Genomic DNA, 12,640 nt, shown 5'->3' on the forward strand with positions numbered 1-12,640 from the left:
TTCCATCCGGAATGATTCGCAAGGCGGATTAAAAATCCGCTAGGGAACGGAAAAGCCGCCAATATACCAGAATGAACCTGCTTGCATGTTTATACTGATAAGGATACCACCACGAACATACCTGATTGCGGACCAGATATAGCATGAAAACGGTCTTCCAGGAGAGTTGCAACGCCTACGGAATCAACGTTTAAGCTTGTAGGAGGATTTTTAATCCGTTAATGATGATAAAAAGCCTCCTGTCAGGTTCAGGAGGTATTTTCACGTTCATTTTCATTAAAAATTATGAAGCTGCACCTTCCCTTGGGTCTCCTGTCCTCTCTGATTGCCTGCATGGCCGCCGTTTCCTCACCGCATGCCTTGGCGGAAACCTATACATGGCTTGGCGGAACGGATGGCTGGATCCATACAAATGCCAACTGGAATCCGGCGCCGACCAATTATGCAAACGTGTGGGCCGGAACCAGTGCCAATATTATGCAATTCAGCGGACCATATGGAGATAATGTTCAAAAGGCCGTCAAGGCCCAGTTCAATAGCTTGTCGCTGGGTGGCATTAATGTGGCGGCAGGTGCTTCAGGATTCAGTGTATCCTCCAGCGACGGCGGTTCCCGCGTCGTCAATTTCCGTGCTCCGGGAGAAGGGCAGGCGACGGTTTTCAACATCGGGGAGGATTTTTCGTTAGGATCAACGGGTACGGCCTGGGAGGGCGTTTCATTTTATGCGAATACCTTGTTCCAGATCGCTGCAGGCAAGACCATGAACGTTTATGGAGCGCTTGCGGTTGGGGAAGGGATTACTGATCCCCCCACAATTACTGTGGGAGGTGTGGGGTATTCTGGTACGCTGATTTTGAATTCGGCCGCACAGACGACGAATGTAACTGATCAATCCGTCAACAGGAACCGTCAGGCCATGACAGCGAACTGGATGGTTACGGGAGGGGCAACATTGCAGTTGAATAATGCTACTGCTCTGGGTTCGGGAATGGTGAACCTGAATGGAGGCAATTTGAAAGCGCAGCATGATGCTACCTACAATAATACGCTGACCGTGAGTGGTTCATCTGGCCTGACGGTAAACGCCGCCACGCAGTTTTCCAATGTGACTCTTGCCGCCGCGGGTTCCCTGAACATGAATGGTGGAACTCTTGGTATTGCCGCTGCTGGCAGTCTGACGCTGGGCGCGTCCGGCACGATTACGGGAAACCTGACGCTGGGAAACTCGTCCCTCCTGAATTTCTCCGCTCTTCCGGCTTCCGGCGCGTCTCTGCTTAATGTGACCGGAACGCTGACCGTGAACAGCGAACTGCTTCTGGGGCAGGGAACGATAGACGGCGTGGCCTGGACGGAGGGTTCCTATGACCTGATCAGCGCGGGCACCGTCACCGGAGTTCCTGCCAGTTCCTTTGTCCTGGGCGACAATCTTCTGGGTTCCTGGAGCACGGGGAACGGCAAGCTTACCCTGGTGGTGGCGCAGGTGGCTTTGCTTGAATGGAAGGGGGGCGACGGAATCTGGTCCGTCACTGCTCCCGCCGCTTCCCCGTGGAAGGACGACGGCGTTTACAATGATAATTTCGGAGTCGTCATGGGAGACATTGGCGGCAGCGCCCCGCAGACGGTGACCATTGATGGCGCCGTCTCTCCCACGATTATCATGGTGCAGGCGGATACGACGGATTATGTATGGGATGCCGCGGCAGGGGGCGGCTCTCTGGAAGGCAACGGTAATCTGGAAAAGACCGGCAACGCCAAGCTGACCATCAATACGGCCAATACCAACTATACCGGAAAGGTGATCCTGGGCGGCGGCACGCTTGAAATGGGAGATGACGCCGCCCTCGGCGCCGGCAGTCTGTCGTTTGACGGCGGTATCCTCCAGTATGGCGCTGGCGTGACGGCGGATATTTCCGGACAGATTTCCTCCACGAGCAAGAACTCCATTAAAGTGGATACCAACGGGAACGCCGTAACGTGGGCTTCCGTGGATAATTACAAGGCGATGGCCATGGAAAAATCCGGAGACGGCACCTTGAATCTTGGCGCCGCCGTGTATGCGGGCGCTCTGACGGTGGACGGAGGTTCCGTGTCCATTGCCTCCGGAAGTGTTCAAACGAGGTTTTCCGCGGGAGTCACGGTGAATGCGGGAGGAACCCTCGCCATTTCCAGCGCCATCGATGGAATGCCTTCCGGAAACAGCGCCAACATCGTCATCAACGGCATGAGCGGAGCGGGCCGGATTGAGCTGGACAACCAGGCGGCCAAATCCCGTTTTTACATTTCAGGAGACAATTCATCCTTTACCGGGGAACTGGTTGCATCCGGGTTGAATAATAATCCGGGCAGTACAAATGATGCCCGCGACCTCCAGTTTGCCACCGCCGCCAGCATGGGGAGGGGGACGTTAACCCTGAATGGACGCGGTTTCTGGATGGATGCCGTCAACACGGCGGATACCGCCGTCATGGCAACGATCAATGTGCTGGAGAAAGGAACCTACCTAAACGGAGGGAGCGGCAAGTCCTATTACTTTGGCGGGGCATTCACCGGTTCAGGTACGGTGACCACCGCACTGGGGGATGCCTTCGCCTACTTGACGGGAGACATGACCGGGTTCCACGGGGCGTTCACCCGCACTGGCAATGCCCTGTTTACCTGGGCATTCGGCAACAATACGGCGGCGACCCTGAATGATGGCAAGCTTTTCGGGGATGGTGTGGTGTTAAAGGCTGACGGCGGAACAAGCTTGTTCAAATTCTCCTACACCAATGACCTCGTTCTGATGAACGCCACCGTAGGAGCGGAAGGCGCCCTGAACGCCAGGGTGGAACAGGCCGGAACCGGAACGCTGGTGCTGACGCAGGACAATACCGCTACGGGGACGCTCACCATTACCAGCGGCACGGTTCAGCTGGGCAATGGAGAGGGCACAGGCTCCTGGGTCGGGCAGATTACCGGGGCAGGAGCTCTGATCGTGAACAGGGCCGGCGGGTCCCCGGTCCTGGAACTGAACGCCGCTAACAATTACCAGGGAGGAACCACCCTGAACGGCGGCACGGTGAAGGCGCTGGGCGCCGGTTCCCTGGGGACCGGGAATGTTTCCGTTAACGGCGGTTCCGTTCTGGACATGAACAACCAGGCGATTGCCAACAACATCACCATTACCAAGGGAGGGCTGCAACATGCAGGAGCCTACGCCACTGCCGGCGGCGTAACCGTGAATGCGGAGGCCAATTCCGGGGATATTGACCTGGGCGGCCTGTCCGGGGACAAGGTGGGCGGCATCAATACCGCCACGGCGGGAACGGCCATTACCGGCCTGACGGGAAATCTGACGCTGACGGGGAATAATTCCCTGCATGTGGGTGCGAACAATACCACGTATGCCGCTGCCGGGGACCAGAAGAGCCTGCTCCAGTTCAATGACACGGCCACGGGCACCGTTTCCTTCGGCGGGGACGCTTCCGACCTCACGCTGCACATGGACATTGATACGGATATCCTGATCGCCATGCGCGAACTGGAATCCGTAGGCATTCTGCTGACCGACGGAACGATCACCGGCCTGCCTTCCAGCGACCTGGTGGCGTGGCTCAACCAGCACCTTACGTTCAATGCCACGCTGGAAAGCCTGGGATTCGGCATCAAGGGGGTGGAAGGCGGCAGCATCATCATTTCCGGCAGAACGGACCAGATTTACATTTCGTCCGTGGACGGTTCCACGGTGACGGAAATTCCGGCCCTTAATTCCTATGCGCAGGTGATTGTGGACACAAACCTCACCCTGAATTTTGACGTGCCTGCGGCCAATACGGACAAGACCATCATCCGGCATCTTTCCTCCGGCACCGGCAGCACGGGCAACCTGGTGGTGAATGCCGCCGGGGACGGTTCGCTGGATATCGAACTTGCGAACGATCTGGACGACTCCGTGTTCAACGGCAATCTTACCGTGAACGGTGACGGCGCGGACCTGATCAAGACGGGAGAAAAGACCCTGGTGCTGAATGGCAATGTCAATACCTCCAATGCGGTGGTTGCCAGGGAAGGCACGCTGGCCCTGAACGGGAGCGCCAATAATATCGGCACGCTGACTTTGTCCTCCGCCTCTGCGGATGAACCCGTCCGCGTCGTGATCGGAGGGACCACGACGGCCACCCTGGCAGATGACGCGGAGGGCGGCTCCCTGCAAATCTCTGCGGGCGGAACGCTCAAGACTGCCGGGGATTCCACCCTGGACCAGGCGACCACCATTTCCGGAGCAGGCCGCCTGAACGTTCAGGAAGGTTCTTCCCTCACCCTGGCAGGGGAAGCCGGCCTGTTCGGAACCTCCGTGACGCTGAACGGAACGCTGAGCCTGTCCGGGACCGGGGAGAAGTCCATTCTGGCCCTCTCCGGCGCTGGAACGCTGGCCCTGAATGGCAATGCACTGTCCGTCACCTCCGCATCCGCCGTGAACGGCTCTTTCTCCGGCACACTGGACGGGGAAGGGAGCATTGACGTCTCCGGCAAGGTAACCCAGGTGATGCAGACCGGAAGCTCCACGTATGACCTGGGCGTGCACGGAGGGGGCACCCTGGTGCTGAAAGGCACGTCCGCCGCTCCCGCGCTTGACTACCGCAACGTTACGGTAGGCGCTTCCGGCACCCTGCGCATTGAGGCCATCGGGAATGGAGCAGGGGACCCCAATACCACCTTGAACGTCGGCAGCGTTGACTTCCAGAGCGGTTCCATGACGGAATTCGTGTATAACCTGAGCGCGGCCGATCCTTTCGGCTCCGCCATGCTGACGGCGGATTCCATTACTATCGGGAACGGCGCCGGCTTTACGCTTGCCAACATGACCGGCAACACGGGCCTGGGAACGTATGACAACCTGGACGGAGTGGTGCTGATGACCGCGGACGCGATTGACGGCATGGCGGAAGGGGAATCCATGTCCGTGGGTACTTCCGGACTCTTTGCCGTGTATTACAAGGATGCGACCATGGTCCGGGAAGGAAACAATATTGTGCTGAACGCCACGGTACAGCAGGATAATATTTTTAAGCCTGCGGTGAATTCCCATAATTCCGGAGCAGGTTCCGAACTTCTGTGGGGAGCCAGGAACAACCTGGACGCCACTTCCCGGCTCGGGCAGGTCATGAATGCCATCAGCACCATGGTTACGGGGAGCAATCCTGATTTGGCGGGAGCATCCAGGGCATTGGCCGCCGTAGCGGGCAGCACGGTCAACGCGCTGGGCACGGCCCAGAAGGACGCCCTGCGCGACCAGATGGGCTGGATCAGGAACCGCACCACCCTCATGGGCGTCAACCCCGCCTACATCAACGAAGACCTCCCCTACTTCCACATGTGGATGGAAGGCACGGGCTCCTACGCCAAGCTGGATACCAGGGGGGATGAAAGCGGCTACCAGCTCACCACCTGGGGCGGCACCGTGGGCATGGACGTGGACCTCAGCGACCATTTTACCATGGGAGCGGCCTTCACGGCCAACTACGGCGACCTGACGGCCAGCGCGGCGGACAGCGCGGACGGCCACCTGGACAGCTACTACGCCAACCTCTTCGGCCGCTACCAGAGCAAGCGCTGGGCGCACACATTGATTCTGACGGGAGGCTGGAACGACGCGAAGCTCAACCGCACGGTCAACTACGGGGAAGGCAGCTACAGGACGCAGGGCAACACCAGCGGGTGGGGCTTTGGAGCGATGTATGAACTGACCTACGACGTGTACCTCAACGAAGACAAGAGCAGCATCCTGCAGCCCCTGGCCAACGCCTCGGTAGTGACGACGCGCATGGACGGCTACACGGAAACGGGAGCGGGGAACGCGGGCCTGAATGTAGGCAAGCAGGAATGGACGACGGGAACGGTTGCGCTGGGCGGCCGCTGGATGGGGCTCATTGGCAGCAACATCTTCGGTCGAGAAGCGCTGGCTGAGTTCCGGGTGAACGCGGCCCAGGACATGGGCGACCGCCGCGGAGAAACCAATGTGGCGCTGCTGGGCAACCCCGGCTTCATGCAGAGCGTGCGTGGGGCCAAGGTTGGAACGACGGCTCTGCAAATCGGAGCGGGGCTGAGCGTGCCGGTGGGAACGCAGGGAACGGTCTTCATCAACGGGAACGCGGACTTCCGGGACGGAGCCAACTCGGTGAACGGAAGTATCGGCTACCGGTATGACTTTTAAGGAGAGTTGAGGTTTGAGAGTTGAGAGTGGAGCGGAGACGCTCTGCTCTCCGGACTTCCAGGGCCGTTGCGGACAAGAGCCGGGGCGGCCCTGCTTGTGTAAGGAAATAGCGTCCTCCGGAGTAATAGGCCGTGTGGGCTGAAAGGACAGAGTAGAAAAAAAAAAATGGTGTCCATCCTGTCCATCAAGTCCATTTTGTCCACTACTCTCCCTGCGCCGCTCTCTGCCCTCCACACGGCACGCCCCTTCCGATTCTATAAAACGGCGCAGAATACTCCTGCGCGCCCTCGTCCGCTGTCTGATGTCAGAAAAATCCGGAAGGCGTGGAATAGGGCCTTTTTTATGCGATTGCGGCGGCTTTCCATTCCAGCACTGCTTCCGCCCGCAGTTCGTCTCCGTGCATGATGTGGTGGGAGGTGAGGGAGTCCTGGCGGAACAGCAGGGATTTCATGGATTCTCCCGCATGGGTTTCCTTCTTGAAATGCAGGTGGATTCCCGTCAATTCATGGTTCTCCAGCCAGGAATCCGGCAGGGATTCCAGCGCCCAGACCAGGTAGGCGGCATTGTTGATGTGGCGGTTGAAGTCCGTATCGCGGCGTTCCGCCATCCATTCCCGGATGGTCGGCAGAAGGCCCGAGGTATCCATGGCTGCCGGAGCCACCGTTTCTTCACACGGAGTATCCGGGAAGGCATCAATGTGCCTGTTCAACGGCACCGGGCGTCTGCGGCGTACGTCAATGACGGCCCACAGGCAGCTTGCCGTGACGATTTGGTTTCCCAGGGCGTCCCTTATTTCCAGATTGCGGCGCGCCAGCAGCGGCGTTTCCTGCGCGGTCCAGGTGCGGAGTTCCACCGTTTCCTTCCACCGGGGGAGGCGGCTGATGGCCGTGTTTAGGCGCACTTCCACCCAGGCCAGGCCGCGGGACATCACAAAGTCATAGCCGAAGCCGAGGGAGGAGGCGTGGGCCTCCGCTATTTCCTGAAACCAGTGCAGAACCGTTTCCGGTTTCATGAGGCCGTCCGCACCGCTTTCATAAGTGCGGACAGTGGCTTGAGTGGAATAGATTCCGTGGGCGTCGGCATGTTTCATAACAATTCATTTTAGCCGAACCGTTTTACCGCACCAGCCAAAAACGGGTAATGAGCCGCTCGGCATGCCGGAGTTCATGGACCGCATGGGAAGCTTCCCGGAATTTCCGGATTGCTTCCTTGGAGCGCCGCTTGCCTATGCGGCAACCGAAAGGAACGCGGCTGTAAGCCACGCCTTTTAATGAAATCAGTTCGCCAATAATGATTAAGTTGCCGCATAAGCATGCGGCGCCTCGGAAACGCTACAGAATGCTCCGGAAGTAGGCGATGGTTTTTTCAAGGCCTTTTTCCAGCGGAATATTGGGCTTCCAACCCAGTTTTTCTCCCGCCAGCCGGATGTCCGGCTTGCGCTGGGCCGGGTCGTCCAGGGGCAGGGGACGGAAGACCGTTTTGGAAGAAGAACCCGTCATTTCAATGACTTTTTCCGCCAGTTCCAGCATGGTGAATTCCACGGGATTTCCCAGGTTCACAGGGCCTGAAAAGCCTTCCGTGTTCATCATGCGGACCATGCCTTCCACCAGGTCGTCCACGTACTGGAAACTGCGGGTCTGCCTGCCCGTTCCGTAAATGGTGATGTCTTCCCCTTTCAGCGCCTGCACGATGAAGTTGGAGACCACGCGGCCGTCGTTCGGGTTCATGCGCGGTCCGTAGGTGTTGAAGATGCGGATGATGCGGATGTCCACCCCGTTCATGCGGCGGTAGTCCATGAACAGGGTTTCCGCGCATCTTTTGCCTTCATCGTAACAGGAGCGGACGCCCACGGGATTGACGTTGCCCCAGTAGGTTTCCGGCTGGGGATGGACCATGGGGTCGCCGTATACCTCGCTGGTGGAAGCCTGGAGGATTCTGGCCTTGCACCGTTTGGCGAGGCCCAGCATGTTCAGCGCGCCCAGCACGGAGGTTTTAACCGTGTGGATGGGGTCAAACTGGTAATGGGGAGGGGAGGCGGGGCAGGCCAGGTTGTAGATTTGGTCCACTTCCATCACGCAGGGAACGGTGACGTCATGGCGGATTATTTCAAATCCGGGATAGTCCGCCAGGTGAAGGAGGTTTTGCTTGCTGCCCGTGAAGAAGTTGTCCATGCAGATGACTTCATGGCCTTCTTTCAGAAGCCGTTCGCTGAGGTGGGAGCCGATGAAGCCGGCTCCTCCGGTGATCAAAATCCTTTTACTCATGATAGCATGTCCATGCGTTTTGCGCTCCGCCGCGCCGGAAGGGAAGGCGGATATTCCTGCGTGGAACGGGAATTTTTCGTCCCGCCGTGCGTTGCGGTTCAATGTCACATATCCGTCACGTGAAGGCAAGCGCATAGCATGCCGGACAGGATTTTCCCGGGCGGGATGTTTTGTGGAACAGCCGGGCAAGGGAAGGGGATGCGATGGAAGAGGAAAGATGGTTCCGTGCGGGCCGGGAAGCAGATGGAGACGTGCAGGCCCCTTGGCGGGGTCAGGATTTGGGAAGTGTCAGCAGGAAGCTGGCTCCCCCCAAGGTGCCGAATTCCAGTTTCAGGTCCCCCCCCAGGGAGCGTGCCGTATCCTTGGCCAGCGCCAGCCCCAGGCCTACGCCGGGCTTGCGGCTGTCGGAGGCGTCCTTCGTGCGCCGGAAGGGCTTGAACACCAGCTTGCGGTTTTTCGGGGAGATGCCCGGGCCGTTGTCCCGGAAGCGGATGACGATGTTGTGGCGGTCCGCCTGGACGGTGAGCTGGACTTTGGCGTTTTCCCCCTTGGCGTATTTAATGGCGTTGGAGGTCAGGTTGTCCATGATCTGCTCCACGGAGACGGCATCCGTATGAATGGGCAGGATGCGGATGGGCTGCGCCAGGGCAAAGGAGAAGCTGATGCCCGCCTCCCGGAGCCGGCGGTCTATTTTTTCCGCAATGGGTTCAAAGAGTTCCTGGCAGGTGAGCGTATCCCGCGTGCGGCGGATGGCGTTCCGCTGGAGCCGGGAGTAGGAGAGCACGTTTTCAATCAGGTGTTCCAGGCGGCGGCATTCCCGCTGCATGTTGGCGTAGTATTCCGGCTTTTTCTGCTCCGGCACCATGCCGTCCTCCAGCATTTCCGTATACAGGGAGAAGGAGGTGAGCGGCGTCCTGAGTTCATGGGTGACGGCGGAGACGAAGTCCCCGCGGCGCTGCTCCAGGCGGAAGGTGCCCAGCATGAGCCAGATGACGCCTGCCGCGCCCAGCAGTACCATGCTCCAGATGAGCGTGAGCGTCCAGGTCAGCATTTTCTTGTGGTCCTGGAGGGGGACGGCTCCGGTGTCTCCCGGCAGAAAGACCAGGGGGGCGTTGGCAAAGGGGAGCGTGCCCGTCTGCCGCGCTTCTGCGGGAGGCGGGGCGGAGGGATCGAAGGTAGCCAGGCGGCTGTGGGGAAGCAACAGCTTTACCTGGCCGGGCAGCCGCCGGTTCAGGTTGTCCATGTTCATCAGGGCCCCCTGCAAATAGACGCCGCGGCTGGTGTGCACCTGGCGCAGGATATAGAGGTTCCCCCCGTCTTCCACTGGGACGAAGGAGGTGACGGTTTCCACCTGGGCCGGCGTGCCGGATGCCGTCGGCTCAGGTTCCGGGGCTTCATGCAGGATTTCATTCCGAATGTCCGTCCAGAGGTTGCCGCTGGACGGCACGGAGGTGAGGGCGGAGACCTTGCCGTTCAGCCGCTGGTAGAGGTCCTTCTGCTCATTCAGATGTTCGGCAAGCTGCGGGTCCAGCGCGGGTCCGGTTACATGGCCGGAGGGGGAAATCTGGATATAGGCCGTGACGTAGTCCGGCAGGTAGGAGGAGAGGTTGGAGCCGCGGGCGGCCTCTCCGGGTTCCGGGGAGCCCATGCGCTGGTCATAAGGGCGCTTGTAGGCGTAAAAGGGCTGGTATTCAAAGTAGCCGCGGGCCTGTTCAAAGGTGATGAAGGAGGTCAGGAGGCGGTCCATTTCCAGCTTGGCTTCATGAGCCAGGGCCTCCACCCTGATGCGCTGTTCGGAGCGGCCCGTTTCCTCCGCCTGCACCAGCAGAACGTGGGTGAGCCATCCGAGCGTGCCGATGACCAGCAGCAGGCTGATTGCCAGCAGAGTGATGCGTATGCGCCGGTTCACGGGTCAGGAGACGAAGGATGAGTTCCAGCGGTAGCCCTGGCTTCTGAGCGTTTCCAGCGGGGCGGCCGCGACGGTCCCCAGCTTGTCCCGGAGGCGCATGACGGTCATTTCCACGGAGCGCGTATCCGTCAGGCGCGGGTCCACGTCCCACACGCGCCGGAGCAGTTCGTCCCGCGTGATGACGCGGTTGGGGTGGGTGGCCATGTACGTGAGGAATTCGAATTCCCGTGCGGTCAGGGAGGTTTCCTTTCCGTCCTCAAAGGTGAGCAGGCGGTTGGCGCTGTCCAGGGATGCGCCGGGGATCCGGATTTCCCGGAGCTGGCGCGGCCGTTCCGGGGATCTGCGCAGCACGGCCTCGATGCGGGCGAGCAGCTCCCGGATGCTGAACGGCTTGACGATGTAGTCGTCCGCCCCCAGCTTGAGCCCCTGCACGCGGTCCTCCTCCTCCCCGCGCGCCGTGAGCATGATGACGGGCGTGCCGGGGCGCTCCGCAGACATGACCTGGAGCACCTGGAAGCCGTCAGCTCCCGGCATGGCTACGTCCAGCAGGGCCAGGTCAAAGTTGCGTTCCCGCACGGCGCGGATGGCGGCCAGGCCCTCTTCCAGCGCCAGCACCTCGTAGCCGGATGCGGTCAGCACGTCCGTCAGGGCGTGCCTGATGCTGTCGTCATCCTCCGCAATCAGAATGGTATAGGCTGAATCACTCATCGTTTGATTCTATAAAACCACAATGTTTCCCTGTTTGTATAGAGAAACCTGCGCCCTTTCAGTAACAATGCCATAACAGGGCGGTTCCCGGTTCGGAGGTTTTCTTTTCCGGAGCAGCCCAGGTCAGTTCTGCTGGAGCGCCTGGAACTGGGGCGGAAGGCTCCCGGAGGGAATTTCTATGGCCTCCATGGGGCCGGGGACGATGCCTTCAAAGAACGGCGTGCCCTTGTAGGAAAGGATGATCTTGGAATGGACCATGTTCCCCGTGGTCTGGCGCAGGAAGTCCGTATCCCGGAAGACCAGGAGCGTCTTCCCGTTTTCCGCGGCCACCGGGCGGCACTGGAAGTTGCCCAGCGGGGCGCCGTCCGCCGTCGTCATCTGTACGGGCAGTACGTAGGCTTCCGAGAAGGTGGGGGCATAGACGCCCCAGAGGGAGGTGAGCGCCATGACGACGACGATCACGATGCCGACAAATATTTTTGTGGAGGTAGACATGCGGAGAGCGGTATTCTGGACCGTACGTCCACCTCCTGTGCGGAGGCCGTGCGGCGTCAGCGTTGTTTAAGCCATTCGGCGGCCTGGGGGGCGTAATACGTGAGGATCATGTCCGCCCCGGCGCGCCGGATGGAGGTTAGAGTCTCCAGAACGGTTTCCCGTTCATCCAGCCAGCCGGAAGCCACGGCGGATTTGATCATCAGGTACTCCCCGCTGACGTGGTAGGCGGCTATCGGCAGCGTCACGTGCTTCCGCATGGCGGCCATCACGTCCAGATACAGCGTGGCGGGTTTCACCATCAGGATGTCCGCGCCTTCCGCTTCATCCAGCTGCGCTTCCCTCAGGGCTTCCCGGATGTTGCCGGGGTCCATCTGGTACGTTTTCTTGTCCCCCTCCTTCGGCGCGCTTTCCAGCGCGCCGCGGAACGGCCCGTACAGGGCGCTGGCGTACTTGGCGGTATAGGCCATGATGGAGACGTCGTCCAGGGCCTCGGAATCCAGGGTGGCGCGGATGGCGGCCACGCGGCCGTCCATCATGTCGCTGGGGGAGACGATGTCCGCCCCGGCGTCCGCGTGGCACAAAGCCTGGCGGCAGAGGACCTCCACGGAGTCGTCATTGAGGATTTCCATCGTGCCGTCGGAGCGGAATTCCACCAGGCCGTCGTGACCGTCTGAATTGTAGGGGTCCAGCGCCACGTCCGTCATGACGGTGATGCCGGGCACCTCGCTCTTGAGCGCGTAAATGGTGCGCGGAATGAGGCCGTCAGGGTTGCAGGCTTCACAGGCGTCCGGGGTTTTCTTTCCGTCCGGGATGGCCGGGAAAAGGTCCAGCGTGCGGATGCCCAGGTCCATCAGGCGCTTGGCTTCCTCCACCAGGCCCTTGACGCTCCAGCGCGTGCAGCCGGGCAGGGAGGAAATGGGCTGGTTCCCGGTTCCTTCATGGACGAAGACCGGGTAAATGAGGTGTTCCGGGGAGAGGGAGGTTTCCCGGATGAGACCCCGGATGTTGGCGGATTTTCTGTTGCGGCGCGGCCGTATCGGTAGATTCATCATGGTGTGATAATGGAAAAGGT

General features: G+C 60.0%; 7 protein-coding genes. 1 reads left to right on the plus strand and 6 read right to left on the minus strand.

The annotated features are described in order from the left end of the window. Positions 1-285: 285 nt before the first annotated feature. Positions 286-6,192 carry an autotransporter domain-containing protein gene (locus tag M8N44_RS02905; RefSeq protein ID WP_215709543.1) on the plus strand — a complete coding sequence of 1,969 codons (5,907 nt, stop codon included), beginning with the start codon at positions 286-288 and terminating at the stop codon, positions 6,190-6,192. 340 nt (positions 6,193-6,532) lie between these two features. Here M8N44_RS02905 and M8N44_RS02910 read toward each other — a convergent pair whose 3' ends face one another. From M8N44_RS02910 to hemB, 6 genes are all read right to left on the minus strand, one after another. Next, positions 6,533-7,282, minus strand: a complete 750-nt coding sequence (locus tag M8N44_RS02910) for an acyl-[acyl-carrier-protein] thioesterase (protein ID WP_102728395.1) — start codon at positions 7,280-7,282, stop codon at positions 6,533-6,535. A gap of 241 nt (positions 7,283-7,523) precedes the next feature. Then, a complete protein-coding gene (locus tag M8N44_RS02915; protein ID WP_102721743.1) occupies positions 7,524-8,456 on the minus strand; it encodes a UDP-glucuronic acid decarboxylase family protein in 933 nt (310 codons plus the stop codon). Positions 8,457-8,727: 271 nt separating this feature from the next. Further along, on the minus strand, positions 8,728-10,365 hold the full coding sequence (locus M8N44_RS14035) for a sensor histidine kinase (RefSeq protein WP_102728396.1): 1,638 nt from the start codon (positions 10,363-10,365) through the stop codon (positions 8,728-8,730). Between the two features lie 3 nt (positions 10,366-10,368). After that, complete coding sequence (locus tag M8N44_RS02925; RefSeq protein WP_022398097.1) at positions 10,369-11,073, minus strand: response regulator transcription factor; 705 nt, start codon at positions 11,071-11,073, stop codon at positions 10,369-10,371. A 123-nt stretch (positions 11,074-11,196) separates the two neighbouring features. Next, the gene (locus tag M8N44_RS02930) at positions 11,197-11,568 is read right to left on the minus strand and encodes a hypothetical protein (protein WP_102728397.1); all 372 of its coding nucleotides are present in this window, start codon (positions 11,566-11,568) and stop codon (positions 11,197-11,199) included. Between the two features lie 56 nt (positions 11,569-11,624). After that, positions 11,625-12,617 (minus strand): porphobilinogen synthase, encoded by a 993-nt coding sequence (gene hemB / locus M8N44_RS02935; RefSeq protein ID WP_180971058.1) that lies wholly within the window; start codon positions 12,615-12,617, stop codon positions 11,625-11,627. Positions 12,618-12,640 lie beyond the last annotated feature (23 nt).

Source organism: Akkermansia massiliensis (genome assembly GCF_023516715.1).
Lineage (GTDB): Bacteria > Verrucomicrobiota > Verrucomicrobiia > Verrucomicrobiales > Akkermansiaceae > Akkermansia > Akkermansia massiliensis.

What these genes read in the sequence shown, in the direction of transcription:
- hemB (WP_180971058.1), bottom strand. Translation starts at nt 12,617, where the DNA reads ATGAATCTACCGATACGGCCGCGCCGCAACAGAAAATCCGCCAACATC.
- M8N44_RS02910 (WP_102728395.1), bottom strand. Translation starts at nt 7,282, where the DNA reads ATGAAACATGCCGACGCCCACGGAATCTATTCCACTCAAGCCACTGTC.
- M8N44_RS02915 (WP_102721743.1), bottom strand. Translation starts at nt 8,456, where the DNA reads ATGAGTAAAAGGATTTTGATCACCGGAGGAGCCGGCTTCATCGGCTCC.
- M8N44_RS02930 (WP_102728397.1), bottom strand. Translation starts at nt 11,568, where the DNA reads ATGTCTACCTCCACAAAAATATTTGTCGGCATCGTGATCGTCGTCGTC.
- M8N44_RS02905 (WP_215709543.1), top strand. Translation starts at nt 286, where the DNA reads ATGAAGCTGCACCTTCCCTTGGGTCTCCTGTCCTCTCTGATTGCCTGC.
- M8N44_RS02925 (WP_022398097.1), bottom strand. Translation starts at nt 11,073, where the DNA reads ATGAGTGATTCAGCCTATACCATTCTGATTGCGGAGGATGACGACAGC.